Source organism: Amycolatopsis oliviviridis, from assembly GCF_014654365.1.
Classification (GTDB): domain Bacteria; phylum Actinomycetota; class Actinomycetes; order Mycobacteriales; family Pseudonocardiaceae; genus Amycolatopsis; species Amycolatopsis oliviviridis.
The window spans coordinates 573,512-599,869 of the sequence record NZ_BNAY01000002.1 but is presented as its reverse complement, the minus strand read 5'-3'; the positions used below and the strand labels follow the sequence as shown (position 1 = coordinate 599,869).

General features: G+C 69.8%; 30 protein-coding genes and 1 pseudogene. 26 read left to right on the top strand and 5 right to left on the bottom strand.

Features of this window, described 5'->3' with window-relative positions; genetic code table 11:
* Nucleotides 1–30 precede the first annotated feature (30 nt).
* Together IE302_RS09915 and IE302_RS09910 are read right to left on the bottom strand one after the other, a co-directional pair.
* The gene (locus IE302_RS09915) at nt 31–1,287 is read right to left on the bottom strand and encodes a PTS transporter subunit EIIC (RefSeq protein WP_191254042.1); all 1,257 of its coding nucleotides are present in this window, start codon (nt 1,285–1,287) and stop codon (nt 31–33) included.
* Nucleotides 1,284–2,072, bottom strand: coding sequence for a GntR family transcriptional regulator (locus tag IE302_RS09910; RefSeq protein ID WP_191254040.1), 789 nt, complete (start codon nt 2,070–2,072; stop codon nt 1,284–1,286). Before IE302_RS09910 ends, IE302_RS09915 begins: the two co-directional genes overlap by 4 nt.
* 214 nt (nt 2,073–2,286) lie before the next feature.
* On the opposite strand from IE302_RS09910, the pseudogene IE302_RS09905 reads away from it, so the two are divergent.
* A pseudogene (locus IE302_RS09905) lies at nt 2,287–2,541 on the top strand (PTS sugar transporter subunit IIB); the annotation flags it as partial.
* Nucleotides 2,538–2,993, top strand: a complete 456-nt coding sequence (locus IE302_RS09900; protein WP_016333082.1) for a PTS sugar transporter subunit IIA — start codon at nt 2,538–2,540, stop codon at nt 2,991–2,993. The pseudogene IE302_RS09905 and the gene IE302_RS09900, both read left to right, overlap by 4 nt.
* Nucleotides 2,994–3,059: 66 nt before the next feature.
* Here the strand turns inward: IE302_RS09900 and IE302_RS09895 are convergent, their stop codons facing one another.
* Nucleotides 3,060–3,500, bottom strand: a complete 441-nt coding sequence (locus tag IE302_RS09895) for a QcrA and Rieske domain-containing protein (protein ID WP_191254038.1) — start codon at nt 3,498–3,500, stop codon at nt 3,060–3,062.
* A 131-nt stretch (nt 3,501–3,631) separates the two neighbouring features.
* On the opposite strand from IE302_RS09895, the gene IE302_RS09890 reads away from it, so the two are divergent.
* The 11 genes from IE302_RS09890 (at nt 3,632) to IE302_RS09840 (ending at nt 12,389) form a co-directional block, all read left to right on the top strand.
* Nucleotides 3,632–4,000 (top strand): hypothetical protein, encoded by a 369-nt coding sequence (locus IE302_RS09890; RefSeq protein WP_191254036.1) that lies wholly within the window; start codon nt 3,632–3,634, stop codon nt 3,998–4,000.
* Nucleotides 3,997–4,509: a sigma-70 family RNA polymerase sigma factor gene (locus IE302_RS09885; RefSeq protein WP_191254034.1), complete on the top strand. Its 513-nt coding sequence runs from the start codon at nt 3,997–3,999 to the stop codon at nt 4,507–4,509. Before IE302_RS09890 ends, IE302_RS09885 begins: the two co-directional genes overlap by 4 nt.
* A complete protein-coding gene (locus IE302_RS09880; protein WP_191254032.1) occupies nt 4,506–5,135 on the top strand; it encodes an anti-sigma factor family protein in 630 nt (209 codons plus the stop codon). Before IE302_RS09885 ends, IE302_RS09880 begins: the two co-directional genes overlap by 4 nt.
* A gap of 453 nt (nt 5,136–5,588) precedes the next feature.
* Nucleotides 5,589–6,200 carry a prepilin peptidase gene (locus IE302_RS09875; protein ID WP_191254030.1) on the top strand — a complete coding sequence of 204 codons (612 nt, stop codon included), beginning with the start codon at nt 5,589–5,591 and terminating at the stop codon, nt 6,198–6,200.
* 47 nt (nt 6,201–6,247) lie between these two features.
* Entirely contained in the window at nt 6,248–7,435 is a 1,188-nt protein-coding gene (gene aroC, locus IE302_RS09870; RefSeq protein WP_191254028.1) for a chorismate synthase, read from the top strand.
* Complete coding sequence (locus IE302_RS09865; RefSeq protein WP_191254021.1) at nt 7,432–7,956, top strand: shikimate kinase; 525 nt, start codon at nt 7,432–7,434, stop codon at nt 7,954–7,956. Before aroC ends, IE302_RS09865 begins: the two co-directional genes overlap by 4 nt.
* Nucleotides 7,953–8,375 carry a hypothetical protein gene (locus IE302_RS09860; protein ID WP_191254019.1) on the top strand — a complete coding sequence of 141 codons (423 nt, stop codon included), beginning with the start codon at nt 7,953–7,955 and terminating at the stop codon, nt 8,373–8,375. Before IE302_RS09865 ends, IE302_RS09860 begins: the two co-directional genes overlap by 4 nt.
* 8 nt (nt 8,376–8,383) lie before the next feature.
* Nucleotides 8,384–9,493, top strand: a complete 1,110-nt coding sequence (gene aroB, locus IE302_RS09855; protein ID WP_191254017.1) for a 3-dehydroquinate synthase — start codon at nt 8,384–8,386, stop codon at nt 9,491–9,493.
* Entirely contained in the window at nt 9,490–9,921 is a 432-nt protein-coding gene (gene aroQ / locus IE302_RS09850; protein ID WP_191254015.1) for a type II 3-dehydroquinate dehydratase, read from the top strand. The genes aroB and aroQ overlap by 4 nt, the downstream gene beginning before the upstream one ends.
* Nucleotides 9,918–10,844 (top strand): GNAT family N-acetyltransferase, encoded by a 927-nt coding sequence (locus IE302_RS09845; protein ID WP_191254013.1) that lies wholly within the window; start codon nt 9,918–9,920, stop codon nt 10,842–10,844. The genes aroQ and IE302_RS09845 overlap by 4 nt, the downstream gene beginning before the upstream one ends.
* Before the next feature lie 60 nt (nt 10,845–10,904).
* Entirely contained in the window at nt 10,905–12,389 is a 1,485-nt protein-coding gene (locus IE302_RS09840; protein WP_191254742.1) for a glycoside hydrolase family protein, read from the top strand.
* Here the strand turns inward: IE302_RS09840 and IE302_RS09835 are convergent.
* The gene (locus tag IE302_RS09835) at nt 12,344–12,781 is read right to left on the bottom strand and encodes a B-4DMT family transporter (RefSeq protein ID WP_229907744.1); all 438 of its coding nucleotides are present in this window, start codon (nt 12,779–12,781) and stop codon (nt 12,344–12,346) included. The two genes, IE302_RS09840 and IE302_RS09835, sit on opposite strands and share 46 nt — an antisense overlap.
* A 479-nt stretch (nt 12,782–13,260) precedes the next feature.
* Between IE302_RS09835 and IE302_RS09830 the strand changes: the two genes are divergently transcribed.
* Genes IE302_RS09830 through nusB form a run of 3 tightly spaced genes read left to right on the top strand, consistent with a single transcriptional unit; the run spans nt 13,261 to nt 15,418 of the window.
* Nucleotides 13,261–14,352: a M24 family metallopeptidase gene (locus tag IE302_RS09830; RefSeq protein ID WP_191254009.1), complete on the top strand. Its 1,092-nt coding sequence runs from the start codon at nt 13,261–13,263 to the stop codon at nt 14,350–14,352.
* 38 nt (nt 14,353–14,390) lie between these two features.
* Nucleotides 14,391–14,954, top strand: a complete 564-nt coding sequence (gene efp, locus IE302_RS09825; RefSeq protein WP_005152384.1) for an elongation factor P — start codon at nt 14,391–14,393, stop codon at nt 14,952–14,954.
* Nucleotides 14,954–15,418 carry a transcription antitermination factor NusB gene (gene nusB / locus IE302_RS09820; protein WP_191254007.1) on the top strand — a complete coding sequence of 155 codons (465 nt, stop codon included), beginning with the start codon at nt 14,954–14,956 and terminating at the stop codon, nt 15,416–15,418. Before efp ends, nusB begins: the two co-directional genes overlap by 1 nt.
* A gap of 163 nt (nt 15,419–15,581) precedes the next feature.
* On the opposite strand, the gene bldD is transcribed toward nusB, so the two are convergent.
* A complete protein-coding gene (gene bldD, locus IE302_RS09815; RefSeq protein ID WP_003096372.1) occupies nt 15,582–16,070 on the bottom strand; it encodes a transcriptional regulator BldD in 489 nt (162 codons plus the stop codon).
* A 260-nt stretch (nt 16,071–16,330) separates the two neighbouring features.
* Between bldD and pyrR the strand changes: the two genes are divergently transcribed.
* The 10 genes from pyrR to rpoZ all read left to right on the top strand — a co-directional run bounded on the left by pyrR (nt 16,331) and on the right by rpoZ (nt 26,278).
* Entirely contained in the window at nt 16,331–16,927 is a 597-nt protein-coding gene (gene pyrR, locus IE302_RS09810) for a bifunctional pyr operon transcriptional regulator/uracil phosphoribosyltransferase PyrR (protein WP_093933931.1), read from the top strand.
* On the top strand, nt 16,924–17,856 hold the full coding sequence (locus tag IE302_RS09805; RefSeq protein WP_191254005.1) for an aspartate carbamoyltransferase catalytic subunit: 933 nt from the start codon (nt 16,924–16,926) through the stop codon (nt 17,854–17,856). Before pyrR ends, IE302_RS09805 begins: the two co-directional genes overlap by 4 nt.
* The gene (locus IE302_RS09800; protein WP_191254003.1) at nt 17,853–19,145 is read left to right on the top strand and encodes a dihydroorotase; all 1,293 of its coding nucleotides are present in this window, start codon (nt 17,853–17,855) and stop codon (nt 19,143–19,145) included. Before IE302_RS09805 ends, IE302_RS09800 begins: the two co-directional genes overlap by 4 nt.
* A complete protein-coding gene (locus IE302_RS09795; protein WP_191254001.1) occupies nt 19,142–19,651 on the top strand; it encodes a PH-like domain-containing protein in 510 nt (169 codons plus the stop codon). The genes IE302_RS09800 and IE302_RS09795 overlap by 4 nt, the downstream gene beginning before the upstream one ends.
* Nucleotides 19,651–20,784, top strand: coding sequence for a glutamine-hydrolyzing carbamoyl-phosphate synthase small subunit (gene carA / locus IE302_RS09790; RefSeq protein ID WP_191254000.1), 1,134 nt, complete (start codon nt 19,651–19,653; stop codon nt 20,782–20,784). The genes IE302_RS09795 and carA overlap by 1 nt, the downstream gene beginning before the upstream one ends.
* A complete protein-coding gene (gene carB, locus IE302_RS09785) occupies nt 20,784–24,098 on the top strand; it encodes a carbamoyl-phosphate synthase large subunit (protein ID WP_191253990.1) in 3,315 nt (1,104 codons plus the stop codon). Before carA ends, carB begins: the two co-directional genes overlap by 1 nt.
* A complete protein-coding gene (gene pyrF, locus IE302_RS09780) occupies nt 24,095–24,934 on the top strand; it encodes an orotidine-5'-phosphate decarboxylase (protein ID WP_191253979.1) in 840 nt (279 codons plus the stop codon). The genes carB and pyrF overlap by 4 nt, the downstream gene beginning before the upstream one ends.
* Nucleotides 24,935–25,041: 107 nt before the next feature.
* Nucleotides 25,042–25,359: an integration host factor, actinobacterial type gene (gene mihF, locus IE302_RS09775; RefSeq protein ID WP_003096398.1), complete on the top strand. Its 318-nt coding sequence runs from the start codon at nt 25,042–25,044 to the stop codon at nt 25,357–25,359.
* Nucleotides 25,356–26,012 carry a guanylate kinase gene (gmk, locus tag IE302_RS09770; RefSeq protein WP_191253977.1) on the top strand — a complete coding sequence of 219 codons (657 nt, stop codon included), beginning with the start codon at nt 25,356–25,358 and terminating at the stop codon, nt 26,010–26,012. Before mihF ends, gmk begins: the two co-directional genes overlap by 4 nt.
* Nucleotides 26,009–26,278: a DNA-directed RNA polymerase subunit omega gene (rpoZ, locus tag IE302_RS09765; RefSeq protein ID WP_005152353.1), complete on the top strand. Its 270-nt coding sequence runs from the start codon at nt 26,009–26,011 to the stop codon at nt 26,276–26,278. The genes gmk and rpoZ overlap by 4 nt, the downstream gene beginning before the upstream one ends.
* Nucleotides 26,279–26,358: the final 80 nt, after the last annotated feature.

The window sequence follows — 26,358 nt, the reverse complement described above, 5'->3', positions numbered from 1 at the left end:
TTTCGTGCCTTTGTGCTTGTGGAGCTGAAACTACTTGGCGGGCTTGGCCGCGGTGGCTTCGAGATCGGCCTCGATCGCATCGTCCTCGCGGCCCGGGGTCCGCAGGTTCCACTTGGTGATCACGAACCGGAAGATCACGTAGTAGACGGCCGCGTAGGCCAGGCCGATCGGGATCAGCAGCCAGACGTTGCTGCTCGCCGCCGGGTGGCTGAAGTTGAGCCCGAAGTCGATCGCGCCGGCGGAGAAGCCGAAGCCGAGGTGGATGTCGAGCGCGTTCACCAGTGCCATCGAGGTACCGGTCAGGACCGCGTGGATCAGGTACAGCGGCCACGCGACGTACATGAACGAGAACTCGATCGGCTCGGTGACACCGGTCAGGAACGAGGTCAGCGCACCGGCGATCATCACACCGCCGACGATCTTCTTCTGGCTGGGCTTCGCGGTCTGCCAGATCGCCAGGGCCGCGGCGGGGATGGCGAACATGAAGATCGGGAAGAACCCGGTCATGAAGGTGCCGCGGGTCGGGTCGCCCTTGAAGAACTGGGTCAGGTCGCCACCGTCGAAGATGAACCACACCGGCACGTTCAGCAGCTGGTGCAGACCGACCGGGATCAGGAGCCGGTTGAGGAAGCCGTAGATACCGCCACCGACCACGGGCGCGCCGGTGACCGCTTCACCGGCGGCCTGGATGCCGTCGTTGACCCAGTGGAAGACCAGGCCCAGCGGCACCGCGAGGACCAGCAGCACCAGGGCGGTGATGATCGGCACGAACCGGCGGCCGCCGAAGAAGGCCAGGTACGGCGGCAGCTTGATGCGGTAGAACTTCTGCCACAGCAGCGCGGTGACGAGGCCGACGATCACACCGGCCAGCACGCTGTAGGGCCATTTGATCGGGTTGAGCATCAGGCCTGCGGGTTTTTCGGGGTCCCAGCCGGGAAGCTCCTCGAACGGCGCGAAGACGCGGAGAACGCTGGTGAAGACGAAGAAGCCGACCACGGCGGCGAGGCCCGTGGCACCGTCGCTCTTCCGGGCGAACCCGACAGCGATACCCACCGCGAACAGGAGCGGCAGCCAGTTGAACAGCGAGTCCCCCGCGGCACCGATGGCCGCGGCGACCTTGTCCCAGCCGAGGCCGTCCTTGCCGAGCAGGTCAGGCTGACCGAGCCTGGACAGCAGCGCGGCGGCGGGCAGGGCGGCGATGGGGAGCATGAGGCTGCGGCCGAAGCGCTGAAGGCCGGCAAGTCCCTTGCCTTTGCTCTTCGCCCCCTCGGCGGTGGTGGAGCTCATCGGGTACCTCCGTAGTGAGGATGGTGACCGGAATCCGGGGTGTTCCGGTCGAGCTGCATGGTGACCTGGTAGTGATCGCCCCGGTACCAGGAAGTCATGTCTTCGATCGGCTCCCCGTTGACGCTGGAGACCCGGCGGAAGACAAGAAGCGGACTGCCGGCGCGCATTCCGAGCAGGCGTGCCGTTTCGCGGTCCGCGGATTCGGCCCAGACCGTCTGCCACGCGTGGTCCGGGCGGAGGTCATACGACTGGGCGAGTTGGACGTACAACGATCGAGTGAGATCGAGGTCGAGCAAACCGGGCATCCGCCCGGCGTGATACCAGCCACGTTCGACCGCGAGCGGCACCCCGTCGGCACGGCGGAGCCGCACCAGCCGGTGCGCCGGGGTTCCGGCGGTCAGGCCGAGAGCGTGCGCCGAGGGGGCGGGTGGGACCTCGGTGGCGGTCTTGACGACCTCCGTGGTCGGGGTCATCCCGCGACGGCGCATGTCCTCGGTGAAGGACATCAGATAGAGCTGCAATTCCATCCGCCTCGCGGCGGTGAACGTCCCCTTGCCGCGCACGCGCGACAGGAGTCCTTCTTCGACCAGCTTGCCGATCGCGGACCGGACGGTGAGCCTTGACACCTGATAGGTCTCGGCGAGGTCACGTTCCGAGGGGATAGGCGAGCCGGGGGGTAGCTCACGCTCCACCGTGCGGCGCAGAATCTCCCGCAGCTGGGCGTGCTTGGGCGTCGGTCCGTTGATCACACGGTCGGACGGCGGCACCTGCGCCGAAGCGCTCATGACGGTCACCGTCCTTTCGGTCCGTTCGGTTGGGTACCCGTACTCGCATCTGGTCCGGAAGATTGGTACGTTCCGGTCTAGACCAATGATCCGATGGGGCAGGATGCTCCGTCGCACGAGCGGGTGTCAACCACCGTTACGCGTTCGTGGCCAGGGATCGGGTGCGAGTCGGCGAACGGCGTAGTAGAGCTGGTTCGCACGTGGGAAACCGACAGGGAACAAGGAGACCGCGATGGCGGATGACAGGCCGGAAAAGATCCTCGCGGCGCTCGGCGGTGCCGAGAACGTCATCGAGGTGGAGGGGTGCATCACCCGGCTCCGCTGTGAGCTCGAAGACATGAGCCTGCTCGACGAGGCGGCTCTGAAGGCCGCGGGCGCGATGGGCGTCGTGCGGATGGGAGCCGGTGTCCAGGTCATCGTGGGGCCCGAGGCCGACACGATCGCCAGTGACATCGAGGATCTGCTGTGAGTCTGGAGATCCTCAGCCCGGTGAGCGGTAAGACGACCGCTATGACCGAAGTGCCCGATCCGGTCTTCGCGCAGGCGATGGTCGGCCCCGGCATCGCGGTCCTGCCCTCGGGCGGGCGCCAGGACGCGGTCGCGCCGGTCGACGGGACGGTCGTGACCCTGCACCCGCACGCCTTCGTGGTGGCCACCGAGGACGGCCGCGGGGTGCTGGTCCACCTCGGGATCGACACGGTGAAGCAGAAGGGCGAGGGGTTCACCCTCCACGTCGTCAAGGGCGAGGCCGTCCGCGCCGGGCAGCCGGTCGTCGGCTGGGACCCGGACGCGGTCAAGGCCGCCGGCTACTCGCCGATCGTGCCCGTGGTGGCGCTGGACGCGAAGGCCGAAGTCCTTTCGGGACTGCTCACCGGCGGCGACGTCGAAGCGGGCGACCCGATTTTCACCTGGGACAGCTGAACCTTTGGATCAAAAGAGGTCCCTTTAGGACGGAATTCCGTCCTAAAGGGACCTTTCGTATGTTCGTCAGGCCGTGACGACCTGGCCGTTCGAGACCTTGACCGCGATCGAGGGCAGCGGCTGGTCCGCCGGTCCCTTTTTGACCGCGCCGGTCTTCGCGTCGAAGATCGAGTTGTGGCAAGGACACTTGAGTTCCGCGCCGGCCGGGACGACCGCGCAGCCCTGATGGGTGCAGATCGCGCTGAACGCGGCCGCCGTGCCCTCGGCGGTCCTGGTGACGATGACGTCCTTGCCGTCGGCGGTCTTGGCGGCCTTCGCCTGGCCGACCTCGATGTCGGCGAGCGCGGCCAGCGGCTCGCCCGGGGCCGCGGCGGGTGGTGCGGCGGCCGAGCCGGACGACGGGGCGTCGCTTCCGCAGGCCGTGAGGGCCACGGCACCGACGGCCGCGCCGGCGACGGCGGCCCCGGTGGTCAGGACGGTGCGGCGGGAGTGGAGTTCGGCAGTCATGCCCATACACACGGCCGGAGCCGCCATCCGGTTCAATTTCGCCGACCATCGGGTGCGGGATTGAACCGGAAGGGCCGATTTTCCGTGTTCAAAAGCATAGGGGAACCGAACACGCGGAAAGAGATACGGACATGATCCGGTGGTTGTTGCGGGCGGTGGTGGCGGCGGGCCTGCTCGGCTCGGCGTGGGTGCATTACGTCGTATGGCAGGACTGGGCGTCCGAAACGGACGTCGTCGGACCGCTCTTTCTGGTGAATGTCGTGGCGGGTGTGGTCATCGCGATCGCCGTCCTGGCCTGGCACCACTGGCTTCCCGCGCTCGCGGCGGTCGGCTTCGGCCTGGCGACGCTGGGCGCGTACGTGCTCTCGCTGACCACCGGGTTCTTCGGCGTCTCGGAGCGCTTCACCTCCCAGGCCGAGCTCTGGGGCGTGATCACCGAGGCGGCTTGCGTGCTCTTCGCCCTTCCGCTGCTTCGCGACCGCGAAAGCACGGATCGGTGAAGGAATTCGCGGAGGACCGGCTGATGCGGGCTCTGCACGACGAGCACGCCGCGGCGCTCTGGTCCTACGCGCTGCACCTCACCAGTGGCGACCGGGTCCGCGCGGAGGACGTCGTCCAGGAGACGCTGCTGCGGGCCTGGCGCAACGCCAAGGTGCTCGACCAGTCCGAGGGATCGGCGCGCGGCTGGCTGTTCACCGTGGCGAGACGGATCGCCATCGACGACTGGCGGGCGGCCGAGGCGCATCCGGAGGTGGTGACCGGTCAGCCGCCCGAAACGGCGGTCACGGACGGCACCGAGCGGGCGGTCCAGGGCTGGCTGGTCGCCGAAGCCCTCGGCGAACTTTCGCAGCGGCATCGAGAAGTCCTCGTCCTGTGCTACTTCCAGGGCTACTCCGTCGCCGACGCGGCGAAGCGGCTGGGTGTGGCCGAAGGGACGATCAAGTCGCGGACGCATTACGCCTTGCGGGCGTTGCGGCTCGTATTGGAGGAAAGAGGGGTGACTCAATGACCGACCCCTTCGCCACCTACGACGCGGCCTACGTGCTCGGTGCGTTGTCCCCGGAAGACCGGTCCGCGTACGAGCGGCACCTTCGCGGCTGTGCCGAATGCGCCGCGTCCGTGCGCGATCTGGCCGGGATCCCCGGCCTGCTCGCCCAAGCCGGTGCGCCCGCGCTGCGGGAAGAGGAACCGGCGCCCTCGCCGGAACTGCTGCCCGCCGTGCTCAAACGGGTCCGCCGGGGAAGACGGATCCAGCGGGCGATCACCACCACCGCGGCCGGGTTCGCCGTCGCCGCCGGCGTCACGCTCGCGGTCGTCCTGACCGGGCCGATCGCGACGGCGGGCAACCCGATGACCCCGCTCGGCGACTACCCGGTGACCGCCGAGGTCGCCATGTCCGCCACGGACACCGGCACGAAGGTCGACATGACCTGCAGTTACGGCGGAAACCGCACCGGGGACTACATCCTGGTCGCCGTCGGCGCGGACGGAGGCACCAGTGAACTCGCGTCCTGGCGCGCGATGCCCAAGGACACCGCGCACATCGTGGTCGGCACCGCGATGCGCGCCGGAGACATCAAGGCGCTGGAGATCCGCACGCCCTCGGGTCTCCCGCTGCTGCGGATGAGCCCCTGATCCCGGTGTCATGACAGGTCTTCGGAGCCGGATGCGGGGTGGATTGGGCCGAAGGACGACGCTTTCCCCGCGTGGCATGCGGCGAAGGTGTCCGGTCGACCTGGCCGACGAGGGTGCGAAGTGTCGCTCAGGGTGAGGGGTGTGTGGAAATAGGGACGTTCGACGTCCCTATTTCCACACACCCCTTCGCGTCTGGTCCGGTCACGTGGGACTGTGTGGGTTTCGGTGCATCCAACGCACCAAAACCCACACAGTGGGTGCCAAAGGTCCTGAAGGACGCTTTCACCGCATGGCATGCGGTGAAAGGCCCCTTCAGCCCACGCCTGGACCTCGCGCAGGTACTCGCGCAAGTAGTCGACTAATTGCGCGAGGTCTGCCGAAAAGTGCGTGAAAGTCCCTGTCACGAAAAGAAATCCTTGCCTCACCGAACGCGACGGGCGCACTCTTGATCTTGTGTTCATGCCGATCGCCTTCGCGGTGGCGGGCGCCGGATCGACGCTCGCCACACGCTCCTGCCTGCGCCGGGCCGGCGCGCCGGTGACGGCTTGGGCGGCCGCCATCACGGCGGCGGCCCTCGTCGTGGTCTGCCTCCGGTACCAGGCGGGTGCCTGGCCGTCGTGGTGGCTCGCGGTCCCCGCCGTGCTGACCGTCTTCGCCGTCCCGCTGGCGCTCGCCGATCTCAAGTACCGCCGCCTGCCCGACGTCCTGACCCTGTCCGCGTACCCGGCGCTGGCCGCCGCGCTGGCGGTCGCCGCGTACGGGGGAGGGGCGGCCATCGCCTGGCGGGCCGTGCTGGGCGCGCTGGTCTTCGGCGGGGCGCACGCGCTCGTCCACGCGCTGTCGCCGCGTTCGCTCGGCGCGGGGGACGTGAAGCTCGCCGGGAGCCTCGGCGCGGTCCTGGCCGCGACGGGCTGGCCGTCGATCGTGCTCGGCGCCGTCGCCGCGGCGCTGCTGAGCGTGGCGCTCGCGGTGGGCGGGCCCCGGCATCCCGCGGTGCCGCACGGGCCCGGTCTCCTGGTCGCGGCGTGGGCGCTCGCCGTCTTCGCCGGACCCGGTCCGGGATAGCCCGGCCTGTCCTGGGACGGAGAGGAGGTTGTGACAGGATCTGTCAGGTGTTGCGCTGGATAACCGCAGGGGAATCGCACGGACCCGCCCTCGCCGCCATCCTGGAAGGGATGCCCGCCGGGGTCGAGGTCACCACCGCCGAGGTGAGCGAACAGCTCGCGCGACGGAGGCTCGGCTTCGGCCGTAGCCCCCGGATGGGCTTCGAGACCGATCACATCGAGTTCACCGGCGGGGTCCGGCACGGGCTCACCCAGGGTGGTCCCGTCGCGGTCCAGATCGAGAACGCCGAGTGGCCCAAGTGGGAGAAGGTCATGTCGGCCGATCCCGTGCCCGCCGAGGAGCTCGAAGGCCTGGCGCGCAACGAGCCGCTGACCCGGCCCCGGCCCGGCCACGCGGATCTGCCCGGCATGCAGAAGTACGGCTTCCCCGAGGCCCGTCCGGTGCTGGAGCGCGCGAGCGCCCGCGAGACCGCGTCCCGCACGGCGCTCGGCACCGTGGCCCGCGCGTACCTCAAGCAGCTGCTCGGGGTCGAGATCCTCAGCCACGTCGTGTCCATCGGCGGTGCTTCGGCGCCGGAGGGCCCGCTGCCCGTGCCGTCGGACCTGCCCGCCATCGACGAGAGCCCGGTCCGCGCCTTCGGCCAGGAGGGGACCGACGCCATGGTCGCCGAGGTCGACGCCGTGCGGAAGGCGGGTGACACCGTCGGCGGCGTGATCGAGGTGATCGCCTACGGCCTGCCGCCGGGCCTCGGCTCGCACGTCCACTGGGACCGCAGGCTCGACGCCCGCCTCGCCGGAGCGCTCATGGGCGTCCAGGCGATGAAGGGCGTGGAGGTCGGCGACGGCTTCACCACGGCCCAGCGCTGGGGCAGCCAGGCCCACGACGAGATCGACCGCGGCACCGGTCCGGTCGGCGTGACCCGCCGGTCCAACCGCGCGGGCGGCCTCGAAGGCGGCATCACCAACGGCGAGCCGCTGCGCGTGCGCGTCGCCATGAAGCCGATTTCGACCGTCCCCAAAGCACTGTCCACTGTGGACGTCACCACCGGTGAGCCCGCGGTCGCCATCCACCAGCGTTCCGACGTCTGCGCGGTGCCCCGCGCCGGTGTCGTGCTGGAGTCGGTGGTCGCGCTGATCCTCGCGGACGCCGCGCTGGAGAAGTTCGGCGGCGACTCGCTGGCCGAGGGCAAGCGCAACGCCGAGGCCTACCTGAAGGCGCTCGAGGAGCGCTGGTGACTCCTCACGCGGTGATCATCGGGCCGCCGGGCTCGGGCAAGAGCACGGTCGGCCCGGCGCTCGCCGCCCGGCTCGGGCTCGCCTTCCGCGACAGCGACGACGACATCGTCGCCAGTGCGGGCAAGCCCATCACCGACATCTTCGCCGAGGAGGGCGAGCCCGCCTTCCGCGCGCTGGAAGAGGAGATGGTCGCGAAGGCGCTGTCCGAACACGACGGCGTCCTCTCGCTGGGCGGGGGAGCGCCGATCACCCCGGGCACCCGGGAGCGGCTGGCCGGGCACACCGTGGTCTTCCTCAACGTCGGGATGGCCGCGGGCGTGCAGCGCGCCGGCCTGTCGACCGCGCGCCCGCTGCTGGCCGGGGTGAACCCCCGCGCCACCTACAAGGCGCTGCTCGACGCGCGGCTGCCCGTGTACCGCGAGGTGGCCACGTTCGAGATCGAGACCGACCAGCTGACCGCCGACGAGGTCGTCGAGGCCGCCCTCATCGGGCTGGCCGAGATCGGCAAGGAACGAGCATGAAGCGCACCACCACCGGCGTACTGCTCGCCGTCGTGGCCCTGACCCTGACCGCGTGCGGCGAGGAGAAGCAGCCCGCGGGTGCCGACGTCATCCAGACGGGCGCCGCCACGACCGGATCCGTGGCTCCGGCCGGGCCCGAGGCGGATGTCGCCGCCGACGTCAAGGTCACCAAATGCGACAGCGGCGGCTATACGCCGAAGGTCACCATCGAGGTCACCAACAGCACCGGTGAGGACGCGCGCTACGCCGTCACCATCGCGATCAAGGACGCCGACGGCAAGGCATCCGGTGAGGCGCTGTTCGCGAAGAACCGGATGACACCCGGCCAGAAGGTGACCGAAGAGATCCCGGGCGACACCCCGGTCAAGGGCAAGATCACCTGCGAGGTCGCGAGGGCCAAGCGGCTTCCGCCGAAGTGAGGGGAACGATGACCGAGCCGGTCCGCATCACCGTCAACACCGCCAAGCCGTACGACGTCGTCATCGGCCGCGGCCTGCTGGGCGAGCTCACCGAGCAGCTCGCCGACGCCTCCAAGGTCGCGCTGATCCACCCGCCGACGCTGACCACCACCGCCGAGGCCATCCGCGACGAACTGGCCGAGGCCGGGATCGACGCGCACCGGGTCGAGATCCCGGACGCCGAGGACGGCAAGGCGCTCACCGTCGCCAGCTTCTGCTGGGAGGTCCTCGGCCGCATCGGCCTCGACCGCCAGGGCGTGGTCGTCGGCCTCGGCGGCGGCGCCGTGACCGACCTGGCCGGTTTCGTCGCCGCGACCTGGATGCGCGGCGTCCGCCTGGTCAACGTGCCCACCACGCTGCTGGGCATGGTCGACGCCGCGCTCGGCGGGAAGACCGGTATCAACACCGAGGCCGGCAAGAACCTCGTGGGCGTCTTCCACGAGCCGAGCGCGGTCCTGGTCGACCTCGCGACGCTGGAGACGTTGCCGCCCAACGAACTCGTCGCCGGCATGGCCGAGGTGGTGAAGACCGGGTTCATCGCGGACCCGCGCATCCTCGAACTCGTCGAGCAGGACCCGGCCGCCGCACTGGACACCACCGGCGAGGTCATCGGCGAACTGGTCCGCCGCTCGATCCAGGTCAAGGCCGACGTCGTCGCCGCGGACCTGCGCGAGTCGGACCTGCGCGAGATCCTCAACTACGGCCACACTCTCGCCCACGCCATCGAACGCCGCGAAAAGTACCGGTGGCGTCACGGCGCGGCGGTCAGCGTCGGCCTGGTGTTCGCCGCCGAACTCGCGCGCCTGGCGGGCCGTCTCGACGACGCCACCGCCGAGCGGCACACGGCGGTCCTCAAGCTCCTGGGCCTGCCGACCACCTACGACCCGGACGCGCTCCCGCACCTGCTGGAGACGATGAAGGGCGACAAGAAGACCCGCTCGGGCGTGCTGCGGTTCGTCGTCCTCGACGGCCTCGCGAAGCCCGGCAGGCTGGAGGGTCCCGACCCGTCGCTGCTCGCGGCGGCGTACTCGGTGGTGGCAGGCGAGGCCCCCAAGGCCGGCGGGAGCGTGCTGCTGTGAAGGTGCTCGTCCTCAACGGTCCCAACCTCGGCAGGCTCGGCCTGCGCGAACCGGGGATCTACGGTTCCACGACGCACGCCGACCTGGTCTCGACCTGTGTCGGCACCGGTAAGGAACTCGGGATCGACGTCGAGGTCCGGCAGACCGACCACGAGGGCGAGATGGTCGGCTGGCTGCACGAGGCCGCCGACGCGGGCTGGCCGGTGGTGCTCAACGCGGCCGCGTGGACGCACTACTCGATCGCGGTCCGCGACGCCGCCGCCCAGCTCGAAGCGCCCCTGATCGAACTGCACATCTCCAACGTGCACAAGCGCGAGCAGTTCCGGCACCACAGCGTGCTGTCGGACATCGCCACCGCGGTCGTCGCCGGGCTCGGGGTCGACGGCTACCCGCTGGCCCTGCGCTGGATGGCCGCGAACGCGGCATGAACAACCCGCCCGGGATCGAGACCGCGCGGCTGCGGCTGCGCGCGCTGACCGAGGCCGACACCGAGGCGATCGTCAAGCTTTTCGCCGACCCGGCGCTGAGCGCGCATTTCGCGGTCCCGCTGACCGAGCCGGACCAGATCCGCGAAATGGTCGGCCGCAGGCTGGCCTACGACGGCCCGGCGGGGATGGGGCACTGGACGATCGAACGTGACGGTGAGGTCATCGGCCTCGCGCATCTGCGGCCGTCGGCGGAATTGCCGGGTGACGTCCCGGAGATCGGCTATTACCTGTCGCGAGCGCACGGCGGACAGGGGCTGGCGACCGAGGCCGCGCGTGCCCTGCTGGAGCACGGACTCGTCGGGCTCGGCCTTTCGTCGGTGTGGGCGCTGGTCGGCGAGTCCAATGTGGCCAGTCAGAACCTGGTGCGGCGCTTGGGTTTCCTGGACGTCGGCGGCGGCGAGCACTACGGCAGTGGCCCGCATCGCGTATTCGTCGCACTGCCCTCGGACCACGGCAAGACCCATCACATCGAACTGTGGGTGCCGGATCTCGCCCGCGCGGAGGAGAGCTGGGGCTGGCTGCTCGGCGAACTCGGCTGGCGTGAGTTCCAGCGCTGGCCCGCAGGCGTCAGCTGGAAGCACGGCGCGACGTACCTCGTCGTCGAGCGTTCTCCCGCGCTCAGCGGCGAAAAGCACGAGCGGACCGCGCCCGGCCTGAACCACCTCGCCCTGCACGTCGAGTCCCCCGATCGGGTGGACGAACTGGCTTCGAAGGCGCTCGAACACGGCTGGTCGGCGATGTTCGCGGACAAGTATCCGAATGCGGGGGGTGATCACCACTACGCCGCCTACCTCGAAAACATCGATGGCTTCGAAGTGGAATTGGTCGCCCTCCCGGGGACTGATGTCACCCGGCTGGGTTAAGTCTCGCTACACTCGGCCATCATGCGCCTTTTTCGTGGGGGTCGGCGACCCGCCCGTCTCGTGGTGGCCTTCCTCTCGGCCGGCGCGGTCCTCATGGCGTGCAGCGACGGGAACGTCCAGTCCCAGGCCGATGGCAAGGGCGGCGGGATAGGCGGAGCCCAGCAGCCGCCCAAGGAGAAGCCGCGGCCGATGGACGTCGAGCTCGCGACGAGCGATCCGCGGGCCAGTGGCGGCGTGGTGGGCGCGGGCGATCAGGACGCGGTCTACAACTACAGCCCGACCGTGATGCGGGACGGCGGCAAACTCAAGATGTGGTGGTGCAGCCAGTACGGCAGCGCCCAGCCGCCCGGTGACGACGTCCTCTACGCGCAGTCGCCGTCGATCGACGGTCCGTTCAAGGGCCCGTCCGGTGGAGGCCCGGCGGCGGTGTTCTCCGGCGCGCCCGGCGGTTTCGACGGGATGCACACCTGTGATCCGTCGGTGATCAAGGTCGGCTCGACCTACTACATGTATTACACCGGCGCGGCGGGCGATCACGCGCTCGGCAACTCGATCGGGCTCGCCACCAGCCCGGACGGGGTCACCTGGACCCGCGCGGCGGGCGGGCAGCCGATCATCGGGCCCGCGCACGACGTGCACCGGGCCAACGTCTACGGCGCGGGTCAGCCGTCGGCGGTATACCTCGACGGCTGGTTCTACGTGCTGTTCACCGACACCACGGCCAAGGGCGCCGGGTGGAACGGCGCCGGTCAGTTCCTGCTCCGCGCCAAGGACGCGGCGTTCACCCAGGGCGTGGAGACGCTGGGGGAGCAGGGCTTCGTCGCCAAACCCAGCACCATCTCGCCGCGCACGCGCTCGCTGGTCGACGGGTTCAGCACCGACCTGATGTGGGTCGGCGCGCTCGACGCTTTCGTGATCGCGCACGAGACCGACACCGGCACCACGCTCACCTTCTGGACCAAGGACTTCACCGCGCGGCCGTACCGGCCGGCGATCATCCCCGGCGCGTGGAAGGAGGGCCCCGGCCTGGTCCGGCGGCCCGACGGGCACGCGCCGCTCTCCTCGGGCGACGTCTGCGACCGGGTCCCGTTCGACGTCGTCCGCGCCACGATCGTCGGCGGCGCGGGGGCGCCGACCGACCTCAAGCATTTCGGCCTGGACGTCCGCGGTTCGGGGGCCTGCGACGGCGACGCCCGGATCCGGACCTCGTTCGAAGGCGTCGCGATGCCTTCGCCGCAGCGGACCATCGACCTGGTCGCCGACGGCGCGCTGGTCCGGGTCGACCGGCGCTCGGTGGCGGCGGCGCTCGCGGGCGAGGTGCTGGACCAGCGGCTCAAGGTCGTCGACAGGTTCCCGCAGGCCGCGCGCTTGAGCGCCGGGGCGAAAATGGTGCGCGCGCCGGGCCGCGGGTACGGCGTGGTGCTCGACGGCAAGCTCTACGTGCTGCCGGACGCGGGCGCGGCGGGGCTGAACGACTCGACCGTCGAGGAGATCAGCGATCAGGCCTGGGACGGCTTCCCGGCAGGCTTCCCGCTCGCGGGCTGAGCTTCGTCCTCGTCCTGGTCGTCTTCCGGGGCCTTCTTGGCGATCAGGCCGCCGACGAACAGGCCGAGCCCGGCCGGGATCAGCACCAGCAGGGCCGAGAAGGCGGCACCGCCGGTGAGCGCGCCGCCGAGCTCGGAGGCGCCGGTCTGGTCGACGAACACCGCGCGGCCGATCACGTACAGCACGCCGGAGACCGGACCGGCGATCAGCGCCGCGATGAACCAGTTCTTGCCGCGTTCGGGTTTGTCCTGCCAGGCGTCCACCGCGCTCCAGCCCGCCGCCGCGCCGACCAGGACGGCGAGGGCGAGAGAGGTGAAGAGGGTCTTGTCGGTGGGGTTGAAGACCTCGTACTTGGCCAGCACGGTGACGGCCGCGCCGTGCAGCAGCGCCATCACGAGTCCACGAGTCAGCCACGGTGCCATTGGGGGAGTTTAACTCGCCAGTAGCGACTCTCACGCCGGGTCGGCCAGGCGACCTGTCCCCAGTACATGAAGGCCCCCTTGCTTGCGCCTAGGTACGTGAAGGGGGCCTTCATGTACTTCGGGACCCGCCACGTTGGCCTCAGGTGCACCAGCAGCCACAACGACCGCGCGTGAAGGCCCCCTTCACGCGGCTCAGCCGAGGGAAGGGGGCCTTCACGCGGCACCGCCTCGCCATGGAGCCACCTAGCCAACGGGACCGCCGCAGGTGACCGGCGGACCGTCTTCTCGGAAGCGCGTCAGCGCGACGAGAAGACTTCACCGTCGCGCGCCCTCTTTCGGGCCGGAGGCCCACGGAAACGGATTGCAGGGCGCCCTTGCTCGTTCACGTGAGTTCCGTACGGGGCCGCGCCCTGCGAGACGTTTCCGTAAGCGCGCGACATAATGCGACAGTGCGTGAATACTTCTCTCGCCGCCGCGCGGCGCTGCGTTCCCTGCTGGCCGACTCCGGGGTGGACGCGCTGCTGGTCACGGACCTGCTCAACATCAGGTACCTGACCGGCTTCACCGGGTCCAACGCCGCTCTCCTCGTCCACGAGAGCGGGGACGACAAGACGATCTTCTGCACCGACGGCCGCTACACGGTCCAGTCGGCGACCGAGGTCCCCGATCTCGAACGGGTGCTGGACCGCGCGAGCGCGGCCAAGCTCGCCGATCTGGCGGCCGGGCAGAAGCTCGGCAAGACCGGGTTCGAGAGCCAGCACGTGAGTGTCGAGCAGCACGAGGACCTCAAGGTGCGCTTCGACCGCGTCGAGCTGGTCCGGACGCCCGGCCTGGTCGAGCAGCTGCGGCTGGTGAAGGACGAGCAGGAGATCGAGGCGCTGCGCCAGGCGTGCGCGGCGGCCGACAGGGCGCTGGAGGACCTGGTGTCCGCCGGTGGGCTCCGGCCGGGCCGTACCGAGCTGGACGTCGCCCGCGACCTCGAGAATCGCATGCTCGGCCACGGGTCGACGGGGCCCTCGTTCGACACGATCGTCGCGGCGGGCGCCAACTCCGCGATCCCGCACCACCGGCCCACCTCGGCCGTGCTCGCGACCGGCGGGTTCGTCAAGATCGACTTCGGCGCCACGGTCGACGGCTACCACTCCGACATGACTCGCACGTTCGTCATCGGCAAGCCCGCGGCGTGGCAGGAGGAGGTCTACGAGCTGGTCCAGCGCGCGCAGGCGGCGGGCTGCGACGCGGTCCTCCCCGGCGCCGAAGTGTCCGAAGTGGACAAAGCGGCGCGTGGGGTGATCGTCGACGCGGGGCGCGGCGAGGAGTTCGGCCACGGTCTCGGCCACGGCGTCGGACTGCAGGTGCACGAGGCGCCCAGCCTCGCCACCACCGGCGTCGGTACACTGTCCGCCGGTATGGCCGTCACCGTCGAGCCTGGTGTGTATCTGCCCGGACGCGGAGGCGTGCGCATCGAGGACACGCTGGTCGTGCGGGAAGGTACGCCCGAACTCCTCACGCTGAGCACCAAGGAACTCGTGGTCGTCTGACGACGGCCCGGAAGATCGACACAGGAGACTGCACACTCGTGGCCACCACCAACGACCTGAAGAACGGGCTCGTCCTCAACCTCGACGGCCAGCTCTGGACCGTCACCGCGTTCCAGCACGTCAAGCCGGGCAAGGGCGGCGCGTTCGTCCGCACCACGCTCAAGCACGTGCTGACCGGCAAGGTCGTCGACAAGACCTTCAACGCGGGCACGAAGGTCGATACGGCCACCGTCGACCGCCGCAACATGACGTACCTGTACAAGGACGGCGCGGACTTCGTGTTCATGGACGCGGAGACCTACGACCAGATCACCGTGCTGGCCGAGACCGTCGGCGACAACGCGAACTACCTGCTTGAGAACTTCGAGGTCCAGGTCGCGGTGCACGAGGGTGTCCCGCTGTACATCGAGCTGCCGACCTCGGTCGAGCTGATCGTTCAGCACACCGACCCCGGCCTGCAGGGCGACCGGTCCACCGGTGGCACCAAGCCGGCCACCCTGGAGACCGGCGCCGAGATCCAGGTGCCGCTGTTCCTCACCACCGGCGAGAAGATCAAGGTCGACACCCGTGACGGCCGCTACCTGGGCCGCGTCTCCAGCTGATGGCAGGCTCAGACAAAACCGGCAAGTCGCCGAATCGCGGCGGGCCGATCAGCCGCCGGCAGGCCCGCAAGCGTGCCGTCGAGATGATGTACGAGGCCGCCCAGCGCGGTGCCGACGCGGTGACGCTGCTGGCGGACAGGGTCGGTTCGGTCGAGGTCGACCCGATCGCGGACTACACGATCTCGCTGGTCGAGGGCGTCACCGGACGCAAGGCCGCGATCGACGAGCTGCTGTCCGAGCACGCTCAGGGCTGGACGCTGGACCGGATGCCGCCGGTGGATCTCGCGGTGCTGCGGGTCGGCGTCTACGAGCTCCTGTGGGCCGAAGACGTGCCGGACCCGGTCGCCATCGACGAGGCCGTCGGGCTGGCGAAGGAGCTGTCGACCGACGACTCGCCGCGGTTCGTCAACGGCGTGCTGGGCCGCATCGGCACGATCGCCGACCGTCTCCGAGCGGTCCTCTGACAAGGTGACCACGATCAGGTGACCAAGGTCTTTTGATCTTTTGGAGTCGCGCGTTTTGGCCGTCAGGCCCCGGAAACGCGGCTGCGGGCCGCCTTCATGTTAACGGGCCGTGCCTTGCCAAGGCACGGCCCGTAGACGCGTTTCCGGTCGCGCGATGGACCATTCAGTCCTCTTTGGACGGTCGAGCCTCGGGCGGCAGCACACCCCAGTCGATCAGCTGCTCGGTGAGCTCGCCGGGGGTCATGTCGTAGATGATCGCCAGCGAACGCAGGTCCTCGGTGCGGATCGAGAGCACCTTGCCGTTGTAGTCGCCGCGCTGGCTCTGGATCGTGGCCGCGTAGCGGGCGAGCGGCCCGACCTTCTCCGCCGGGAGTTGCTGAAGGCGCTCCAGGTTGATGACGATCTTCGTGGCGGGTTCGGCGCCCGACGGCACCCGGCCCTCCGGCAGCAGCTCGACGACCGGCACGCCGTAGAAATCGGCGAGCTCGGCGAGCTTCTGCACGGTGACGGCGCGGTCGCCGCGCTCGTACGAACCGACGACGACGGCCTTCCAGCGGCCTCCGGACTTCTGCTCGACCCCGTGCAGGGACAGGCCCTGCTGCTGGCGGATCCCGCGGAGCTTGGCCCCGAGCGCCTTGGCGTAATCGCCCATCTGGTGGTTCTCCGTTTCCTCACCCCCAACCGGTCGGGGTGACCGGTCCAGGGGACTCCTCGAGTCGAATACTCAGAGTAATGGTTACGCATAGTTGTCACCAGGTCAAGCGGGTGCTTTCACGAGGCCTTCGTCACCTGGGGCGCGCCACCCGTAAGAATGAGGCCCGACTCCTGCTAGTGTCGACTCGATTTCCTCGCTACGCAGGAAGTCGACGTCCTTTAAGGACCCGTCCAGAGAGGCGGGGAAGGAGGTCCGCCTTGTCGTCACGCCCGCGTGGCGCGGCGGAACCGGCGGGAGAGCGTGAGCTGCTCTCGTCCGGCGATGTCGCGCGCACGATCGCCCGAATGGCCCACCAGGTCATCGAGAAGACCGCTCTCGGTGCCGGTGGCTCGACTCCGCCCGTGTTGCTGGGCATCCCCACTCGGGGTACCCCGCTCGCCCTGCGGCTCGCGGACAAGATCGCCGAGTTCTCCGGCATCCGCCCGCCGACCGGCGCCCTGGACATCACGCTCTACCGCGATGATCTCCGCCGCCGCCCGCCCCGCGCGCTCGAACATTCGCAGCTGCCGCCGACCGGTATCGACGACGCGGTGGTGATCCTGGTCGACGACGTGCTGTTCTCCGGCCGCACCATCCGCGCCGCCCTCGACGCCCTGCGCGACCACGGCCGCCCGCGCGCGGTCCAGCTGGCCGTGCTGGTCGACCGCGGCCACCGCGAACTGCCGATCCGCGCCGACTACGTGGGCAAGAACGTGCCCACCTCGCGTGCCGAAGGGATCGAGGTCCTGCTGTCCGAAGTGGACGGACGGGATTCGGTCCTGCTTCGCACGCAACCAGAAGGAGACCGATCGTGAAGCACCTGCTCGCCACCGACGGGCTCGACCCGGCGCTCGCGACAGCCGTGCTGGACACCGCCGAAGAGCTCAAGCACACCCTGCTGGGCCGCGAGGTCCGCAAACTGCCGACGTTGCGCGGCCGCACCGTCATCACGTTGTTCTACGAGAACTCGACCCGCACCCGCGTCTCGTTCGAGATCGCCGGGAAGTGGATGAGCGCCGACGTGATCAACGTCTCCGCGTCCAGTTCCTCGGTCAACAAGGGCGAATCGCTGCGGGACACCGCGCTGACGCTGGCCGCGGCGGGCGCCGACTGCGTGATCATCCGGCACCCCGCCTCCGGGGCGGCGCAGCGGCTTTCGGGCTGGCTCGCCGAGGCCGGGACGGCGGTCGTCAACGCGGGGGACGGCACGCACGAGCACCCGACGCAGGCGCTGCTCGACGCCGCCACGCTGCGGGAGCGGCTCGGTTCGCTGGAGGGCCGCCGGATCGCGATCGTCGGCGACGTCCTGCACAGCCGGGTCGCGCGGTCGAACATCCACCTGCTGTCCGCGCTGGGCGCCGAAGTGGTGCTCGTCGCGCCGCCGACGCTGCTGCCGGCCGGGGTCGAGACGCTGCCGGTCACGGTGTCGCACGAACTCGACGCCGAACTGCCCGCGGTCGACGCGGTCATGATGCTGCGGGTCCAGGCCGAACGTATGCACGGAGGCTTTTTCCCCTCTGCGCGCGAGTACTCGATCGCCTACGGGCTCAACGAGCGGCGGATGAAGCTCCTGCCCGAGCACGCCGTCGTCCTGCACCCCGGTCCGATGCTGCGCGGGATGGAGATCGCCTCGGCGGTCGCCGACTCCCCGGCCTCGGCCATCACCGAACAGGTCCGCAACGGCGTCCACGTGCGCATGGCGGTCCTCTACCACCTGCTCGCCAGCGAAGGAGCCGCCGCGTGACCACCGTCCTGATCAAGGGCGCCCGACCCTACGGCGAGGGCGACCCGGTCGACGTGCTCGTCGAGGACGGGGTCATCACCGACATCGGTGCCTTGGACGCCCCCGAAGGCGCCGAGGTGATCGACGCGGGCGGCCAGGTGCTGCTCCCCGGTTTCGTCGACCTGCACACCCACCTGCGCGAACCCGGCCGCGAGGACACCGAGACCATCGCCACCGGTTCGGCCGCGGCCGCGCTCGGCGGCTACACGGCGGTGTTCGCCATGGCCAACACCGACCCGGTGGCCGACAACGCGGTGATCGTCGACCACGTGTGGCGGCGCGGCCAGGAGGCCGGGCTGGTCGACGTGCACCCGGTCGGCGCGGTCACCGTGGGCCTCAAGGGCGAGAAGCTCGCCGAACTGGGCACCATGGCGAAATCCGAGGCCCAGGTGAAGGTCTTCTCCGACGACGGCCTCTGCGTCGCGGATCCGCTGCTCATGCGCCGCGCGCTGGAGTACTCGACGGCGCTCGGCGTGGTCATCGCCCAGCACGCCGAGGAGCCGCGGCTGACCGTCGGCGCGCAGGCGCACGAAGGCGAGCAGGCCGCGCGCCTGGGCTACACCGGCTGGCCCGCTTCGGCGGAGGAGTCGATCGTGGCCCGCGACTGCCTGCTCGCCCAGCACGCGAACGCGCGGCTGCACGTCTGCCACGTCTCGACATCGGGCACCGCCGACATCTTGAAGTGGGCCAAGGACCGCGGCACCAAGGTCTCGGCCGAGGTCACGCCGCACCACCTGCTGCTGACCGACGAGCGGCTCGCGACCTACGACCCGGTCAACAAGGTCAACCCGCCGCTGCGCACCGAGTCCGACGCCGAGAAGCTGCGCGCCGCGCTGGCCGAGGGCGTCATCGACTGCGTCGCCACCGACCACGCGCCGCACGCGGTCCAGGACAAGGACTGCGAGTGGAGTTCGGCCCGGCCCGGCATGCTCGGTCTCCAGACCGCGCTGTCGATCGTGGTCGAGACCATGGTCCGCACCGGCCTGCTGGACTGGCGCGGTGTCGCGCGGGTGATGAGCGAACGGCCCGCCGAGATCGGGAACCTGTCCGACCACGGCCGTCCGATCGAGGTCGGCGAACCGGCGAACCTGACGCTGGTCGACCCGGACACCGAATGGACCGTGCGCGGCGCGGAGTTCGCGAGTATCGCGGCCAACACCCCGTACGAAGGAATGCGGCTCCCCGGCGTGGTGACGGCGACGTTGCTGCGCGGGCGGATCACCGCGCGGGAAGGGAAGATCGCATCATGAGCGACCGGATCCTGCTGACCCTGGCGGTCTTCGCCTTCTTCCTCCTCTGCGTCTTCCTGATGTGGCGCGGCTGGCGGCGCAAGTCCCGGACGCAGAGCGTCCAGGTGCCGCCGTTCGCCGAGATCCCCGCCGAACCCGGCGAGGCGTCGCTCGAGTCGACCGGCGTCTACATCAGCACGACGACGGCGGGGCACTGGCAGGAGCGCGTGGTCACCCGCGGCGCCGGCCTCCGCACCGGCGCGGTCTGGCGCCTGCACGAAGACGGCATCGCCATCGAACGCGGCGGCGCCCCGGACTTCTGGATCCCACGCGCCTCGGTCACCGGCGTCCGCAAGGACAAGGGGATGGCCGGGAAGGTGATGGGCATCGACGCGCTGCTCGTCGTCACCTGGCTGGCCGGGGACGTCGAACTGGACACCGGATTCCGCGGCGACGACGTCGACGACTATCCACAGTGGATCGAAGCTTTGCAAGACACTCGCAACGACATCAAGGGAGGTGCCTGATGAGCACCGCGAACAGCATTAGGACCCCCGCGGCGCTGGTCCTGGAAGACGGCAGGGTGTTCCGCGGCTCCGCGTACGGCGCCCGCGGCCGGAGCCTGGGCGAGGCGGTGTTCTGCACCGGCATGACCGGCTACCAGGAGACGCTGACCGACCCCTCGTACCACCGGCAGATCGTGGTCCAGACCGCGCCGCAGATCGGCAACACCGGCTGGAACGACGAGGACGACGAGTCCTCGCGCATCTGGGTCTCGGGCTACGTCGTCCGCGACCCCGCGCGCACGCCGTCCAACTGGCGCTCCAAGCGCACGCTGGACGAGGAACTGGAGCGCCAGGGCGTCGTCGGGATCTCCGAGGTGGACACCCGCACGCTGACCCGCCACCTGCGCGAGCAGGGCGCCATGCGGTCCGGCGTCTTCTCGGGCGACGCGCTCGGCAGCGACGAGGAGATGCTCGCGCAGGTGCAGGCCAGCCCGCAGATGAAGGGCGCCGACCTCGCCGGTGAGGTCAGCACGAAGCAGACGTACGTCGTCGAAGCGCAGGGCGAGCGGAAGTTCCGCGTCGCCGCGCTGGACCTGGGCATCAAGTCCAACACCCCGCGCCTGATGGCAGCGCGCGGCATCGAGGTGCACGTGCTGCCCTCTTCGTCCACTGTGGACGATCTGCTCGCGGTCGAGGCGGACGGTGTGTTCCTGTCCAACGGTCCCGGCGACCCGGCGACCACCGCGCACGCGACGGAGCTGACGAAAGCGGTGCTGCAGCGGGAGATCCCGCTGTTCGGCATCTGCTTCGGCAACCAGATCCTCGGCCGCGCGCTGGGACTGGGCACCTACAAGATGCGCTACGGCCACCGCGGGATCAACATCCCGGTGATCGACGTGGCGACCAAACGTGTCGCGATCACCGCGCAGAACCACGGATTCGCCCTCGAAGGCGAGCCGGGTCAGCGGTTCGAGACGCCGTTCGGCGCCGCGCAGATCTCGCACTACTGCCCGAACGACGACACCGTCGAAGGTGTCCGCGCGTTCGACGTCCCCGCGTTCTCGGTGCAGTACCACCCCGAGGCCGCCGCCGGCCCGCACGACGCGGCCCCCCTGTTCGATGAGTTCGTCAGCTTGATGGAGAAGGCCAAGTAATGCCGAAGAGGACAGACATCCAGCACGTGCTGGTGATCGGCTCCGGGCCGATCGTGATCGGGCAGGCGGCGGAGTTCGACTACTCCGGCACCCAGGCCTGCCGCGTACTCCGCGAAGAGGGACTGCGCGTCTCGCTGGTGAACTCGAACCCGGCGACCATCATGACCGACCCCGAGTTCGCCGACGCCACCTACATCGAGCCGGTCACCCCCGAGTTCGTCGAGAAGGTCATCGCGGAAGAGCGCCCCGACGCGATCCTCGCGACGCTGGGCGGGCAGACGGCCCTGAATTGCGCCGTCGCCCTGCACGACCGCGGTGTCCTGGAGAAGTACGGTGTCGAGCTGATCGGCGCCGACGTCGACGCCATCCAGCGCGGCGAGGACCGGCAGAAGTTCAAGGACATCGTCCGCACGATCGGCGCCGAGGTGCCGCGTTCGCGGGTCTGCCACGACATGGACGAGGTCCGCGCGACCGTCGCCGAGGTCGGCCTCCCGGTCGTCATCCGGCCGTCGTTCACCATGGGCGGGCTCGGCTCGGGCATGGCGCACACCGACGAGGAGCTGGAGCGGCTCGCCTCCACCGGTCTCGACGAGTCGCCGGTCACCGAGGTGCTCATCGAGGAGAGCGTCCTCGGCTGGAAGGAGTTCGAACTCGAGCTCATGCGCGACCGGCACGACAACGTGGTGGTCGTCTGCTCGATCGAGAACATCGACGCGATGGGCGTGCACACCGGCGACTCGGTCACCGTCGCGCCCGCGATGACCCTGACCGACCGCGAGTACCAGCACATGCGCGACGTCGGCATCGCCGTGCTGCGCGAGGTCGGCGTCGACACCGGCGGCTGCAACATCCAGTTCGCGATCAACCCGGAGGACGGCCGCATGGTCGTCATCGAGATGAACCCGCGGGTCTCCCGGTCGAGCGCGCTGGCGTCGAAGGCGACCGGGTTCCCGATCGCCAAGATCGCCGCGAAGCTCGCCATCGGCTACACCCTCGACGAGATCCGCAACGACATCACCGGCGAGACCCCGGCGGCCTTCGAACCGACGCTGGACTACGTCGTCGTCAAGGTGCCGCGGTTCGCCTTCGAGAAGTTCCCCGGCGCGGACCCGACGCTGACCACGACCATGAAGAGCGTCGGCGAGGCGATGTCGTTCGGCCGCAGCTTCCCCGAGGCGCTCGGCAAGGCGCTGCGCTCCATCGACACCAAGGCCACCGGTTTCTGGACCCGCCCCGATCCCGAAGGCACGACGCTGGAGTCCGTGCTGGAGGCGCTGCGCACGCCGCACGACGGGCGGCTCTACGAGGTCGAGCGCGCGCTGCGGTTCGGCGCCACCGTGCAGCAGGTGCACGAGGCGTCGGGCATCGACCCGTGGTTCATCGACCAGATCGCCCTGATCGGCGAGGTCGGCGCCGAGGTCCGCGACGCCCAGGTGCTGGACGAGCCGCTGCTGCGGCGCGCCAAGCGGATCGGCCTGTCCGACCGCCAGATCGCCTCGCTGCGGCCGGAACTGGCCGGGGAGGACGGCGTCCGCGCGCTGCGCCGCCGTCTCGGCGTGCGGCCGGTGTACAAGACGGTCGACACCTGCGCGGCCGAGTTCGCGGCCAAGACGCCGTACCACTACTCGGCCTACGAGACCGATCCCGCCGCGCAGTCGGAGATCACCGCGCAGACCGAGAAGCCGAAGGTGCTGATCCTCGGCTCCGGGCCGAACCGCATCGGGCAGGGCATCGAGTTCGACTACTCGTGCGTGCACGCCGCGATCGCCTTGCGCGAGGCCGGTTTCGAGGCCGTCATGGTCAACTGCAACCCCGAGACCGTCTCCACCGACTACGACACCTCGGACCGGCTCTACTTCGAGCCGCTGTCGTTCGAGGACGTGCTGGAGGTCGTCAACGCCGAGCAGGAATCGGGCACCGTCGCCGGCGTCATCGTGCAGCTGGGCGGCCAGACCCCGCTCTCGCTCGCGAAGCGCCTCGCCGACGCCGGTGTCCCGGTGATCGGCACCTCCCCGGACGCGATCCACCTGGCCGAGGACCGCGGCGCGTTCGGCGAGGTCCTCACCGACGCCGGGCTGCCCGCGCCGAAGTACGGCACGGCGACCTCGTTCGAGGGCGCGAAGCGGATCGCCGACAAGATCGGTTACCCGGTCCTGGTGCGGCCGTCCTACGTGCTGGGCGGGCGCGGCATGGAGATCGTCTACGACGAGGAGTCGCTCGCCGGCTACATCCACCGCGCCACCGAGGTCACCCCCGAGCACCCGGTGCTGGTGGACCGCTTCCTCGACGACGCCATCGAGATCGACGTCGACGCGCTGTTCGACGGCGACGAGCTGTTCCTCGGCGGCGTCATGGAGCACATCGAGGAGGCCGGGATCCACTCCGGCGACTCCTCGTGCGCGCTGCCGCCGATCACGCTGGGCCGGACCGACATCGAGACGGTGCGCCGCTCCACCGAGGCCATCGCGCGCGGCGTCGGCGTCCGCGGGCTCCTGAACGTCCAGTACGCGCTCAAGGACGACGTCCTGTACGTCCTGGAGGCCAACCCGCGCGCGTCGCGGACGGTGCCGTTCGTGTCGAAGGCGACCGCGGTGCCGCTGGCCAAGGCCGCCGCGCTGATCATGACCGGCTCGTCGATCAAGGATCTGCGCGGATCCGGCGTCCTCCCGGCCGAGGGGGACGGGGGCCACCTGCCCGCCGATTCGCCCGTCGCGGTCAAGGAGGCGGTCCTGCCGTTCCACCGCTTCCGGACGCCCGAGGGCCACGGTGTCGACTCGCTGCTCGGCCCGGAGATGAAGTCCACCGGCGAGGTCATGGGTGTCGACGTTTCCTTCGGCAAGGCGTTCGCCAAGTCGCAGGCCGGTGCCTACGGTTCGCTGCCGACCTCGGGCAAGGTCTTCGTCTCCGTCGCCAACCGCGACAAGCGTTCGCTGGTTTTCCCGGTGAAGCGCCTGGCAGACCTCGGTTTCGAGATCCTCGCCACCTCGGGTACCGCGGAAGTGTTGCGGCGAAACGGGATCGCCTGCACGGTCGTGCGCAAGCACTACGAGGGTTCCGCTGAAGGCGAACAAAACGTCGTGGATGTCATCCTCAGCGGCGAAGTGCAGATGGTGATCAACACCCCTTACGGAAACAGCGGTCCGCGGATCGACGGCTACGAGATCCGCACCGCCGCCGTGTCACGGGACATCCCCTGCATCACCACGGTCCAGGGCGCCGCGGCGGCCGTGCACGGGATCGAGGCCGTCATCAAGGGTGACATCGGTGTCCGCTCGCTGCAGAGCCTCCAGGCGGCGTTGAAGGCCAAGGCGTGAGCGGGCGGTTCGGGGCGAGGCTGGCGCGGGCGGTCGCCGAAAAGGGACCGCTCTGCGCCGGGATCGACCCCCATCCCGGGCTGCTCCAGGCGTGGGGTCTCCCGGCGGACGCGGGCGGGCTGGAGAAGTTCGCCCTCACGGCCGCTGAGGCGATCGCGCCCGAAGTCGCGGTGATCAAGCCCCAATCGGCCTTTTTCGAGGCCTACGGGCCTCCTGGGGTCGCCGTTCTGGCCAAGACCATGAAGGTGTGCCGGGAAGCGGGCGCGCTCGTCCTGCTGGACGTCAAACGCGGCGACATCGGTTCCACGATGGCGGCGTACACGGCCGCTTTCCTGCCGCTCGGGGCGGAACTCGAAGCCGACGCCATAACGGTGTCCCCATACCTCGGCTTCGGCTCGCTGGATTTCGCCGTCGAGGTTGCCCAGGCGCAAGGCAAGGGGTTGTTCGTCCTCGCGCGCACCTCCAACCCGGAGGCGCAGGGACTGCAGAACGCCTTGCTGCCCAACGGAAAGACCGTGGCGCAGGACATCGTCGACACGGCGGCCGCGCATAACGCGGGTGTCGGCCCGCTGGGTGACATCGGTGTCGTCGTCGGCGCCACCATCGCGCCGGGAGAGCTCGATCTGAGCGCGCTGAACGGTCCCGTCCTGGCACCCGGTTTCGGGGCCCAGGGGGCCACTCCGGCCGATTTGCGGGCCCTTTTCGGGCCGGGACTGCCGGGTGTGCTCCCCGCGTCGTCCCGCGACGTCCTCAAGCACGGACCGGACCCCGAAGCCCTCCGTGCGGCCGTTCGGCGGACACGGGATTCCCTCGGACCCCTGGAAAAAGACCAATAGCAGGCCCGGGAATCCGTCATGACCAGCCACCCCCGCATTGTGGGCCGAGGTAACGGGTGGGTACCGTCGCCACACCCACCCAGATTTGAGAACTACCGGAGGAAAACGTGGCACTTCCCCAGCTGACAGAGGAACAGCGCGCTGCGGCGCTGGAGAAGGCCGCCGCCGCCCGCCGCATCCGTGCTGAGCTGAAGGAGCGGCTGAAGCGGGGCGGTACCACTCTGGTCGACGTGTTGAAGCAGGCCGAGGAGAACGAAGTCCTCGGCAAGATGAAGGTCTCGGCTCTGCTCGAGGCTCTTCCGGGTGTCGGCAAGGTCCGCGCCCAGCAGACCATGGAACGACTGGAGATCGCACCCAGCCGTCGTCTTCGCGGCCTCGGCGACCGGCAGCGCAAGGCGCTGCTGGCCGAATTCAGCGGCGAGTGAGCGGCATCGGTCAGGACCACCCGGTGAACCCGGGCGCTGACCGCGGCGGTGAGCCGGTGGCGGGAGTCGAATCCCGGCACCGGCTCACGGTCGTCTCAGGGCCTTCGGGGGTCGGGAAGTCGAGCGTGGCGAAGGAGCTGCGCAAGCTGGATCCGGAGATTTATTTCAGCGTCTCGGTGACCACCAGGAAGCCGAGGCCGGGTGAGGTGGACGGCGAGCACTACCACTTCATCGACCGCGCCGAGTTCGACCGCATGGTCACCGACGGCGAACTGCTCGAATACGCCGAGTTCACCGGCAACTGCTACGGCACCCCGCGTGAGCCCGTGGAGCGGGTCCTGGCCGCCGGCCGCAACGCCGTTCTGGAGATCGAACTTCAGGGCGCGCGGCAGGTCCGCAAGGCGATGCCGGAGGCGCGGCTGGTGATGCTGATGCCGCCGTCGTGGGACGAACTGGTCGGCAGGCTGACCGGCCGCGGGACCGAGAACGAGGCCGCGGTGAAGGCCAGGCTGGCCGAGGCCGAGCGCGAGCTGGCCGCCGCCGGGGAGTTCGACGAGCGCGTCGTCAACGCCGACGTGCGAGACGCCGCCGAGCAGTTGCTAAACTTGATAACCGGCGATCATCAGACCGAAGATTCGGAGCACCACGAGTGACGACTCAGGCCACGCTGCACGAAGAGCTCGAAGGCATCACCAACCCGCCCATCGACGACCTCCTCGAGAAGGTCAGCTCGAAGTACGCGCTGGTGATCTACTCGGCCAAGCGCGCTCGCCAGATCAACGACTACTACGCCCAGCTGGGCGAGGGCCTGCTGGAGTACGTCGGCCCGCTGGTCGAGCCGGGCCCGCGCGAGAAGCCGCTGTCCATCGCCCTGCGCGAGATCCACGGCGGTCTGCTCGAGCACACCGAGGGTGAGTAGGTAGTCAATGGCCACGGCGGCCGTCAAGGTGACCACTGAGCGCGGGCTGGCCGAAGGCCCCGCTATCGGGATGGCAGGGC

Bases quoted from the DNA above. Each gene is read 5' to 3' on its own strand.
- IE302_RS09915 (WP_191254042.1), bottom strand. From the start codon at position 1,287: ATGAGCTCCACCACCGCCGAGGGGGCGAAGAGCAAAGGCAAGGGACTT.
- IE302_RS09910 (WP_191254040.1), bottom strand. From the start codon at position 2,072: ATGAGCGCTTCGGCGCAGGTGCCGCCGTCCGACCGTGTGATCAACGGA.
- IE302_RS09895 (WP_191254038.1), bottom strand. From the start codon at position 3,500: ATGACTGCCGAACTCCACTCCCGCCGCACCGTCCTGACCACCGGGGCC.
- IE302_RS09890 (WP_191254036.1), top strand. From the start codon at position 3,632: ATGATCCGGTGGTTGTTGCGGGCGGTGGTGGCGGCGGGCCTGCTCGGC.
- IE302_RS09880 (WP_191254032.1), top strand. From the start codon at position 4,506: ATGACCGACCCCTTCGCCACCTACGACGCGGCCTACGTGCTCGGTGCG.
- IE302_RS09860 (WP_191254019.1), top strand. From the start codon at position 7,953: ATGAAGCGCACCACCACCGGCGTACTGCTCGCCGTCGTGGCCCTGACC.
- aroB (WP_191254017.1), top strand. From the start codon at position 8,384: ATGACCGAGCCGGTCCGCATCACCGTCAACACCGCCAAGCCGTACGAC.
- IE302_RS09845 (WP_191254013.1), top strand. From the start codon at position 9,918: ATGAACAACCCGCCCGGGATCGAGACCGCGCGGCTGCGGCTGCGCGCG.
- IE302_RS09835 (WP_229907744.1), bottom strand. From the start codon at position 12,781: ATGGCGCTGCTGCACGGCGCGGCCGTCACCGTGCTGGCCAAGTACGAG.
- nusB (WP_191254007.1), top strand. From the start codon at position 14,954: ATGGCAGGCTCAGACAAAACCGGCAAGTCGCCGAATCGCGGCGGGCCG.
- bldD (WP_003096372.1), bottom strand. From the start codon at position 16,070: ATGGGCGATTACGCCAAGGCGCTCGGGGCCAAGCTCCGCGGGATCCGC.
- IE302_RS09795 (WP_191254001.1), top strand. From the start codon at position 19,142: ATGAGCGACCGGATCCTGCTGACCCTGGCGGTCTTCGCCTTCTTCCTC.
- carA (WP_191254000.1), top strand. From the start codon at position 19,651: ATGAGCACCGCGAACAGCATTAGGACCCCCGCGGCGCTGGTCCTGGAA.
- carB (WP_191253990.1), top strand. From the start codon at position 20,784: ATGCCGAAGAGGACAGACATCCAGCACGTGCTGGTGATCGGCTCCGGG.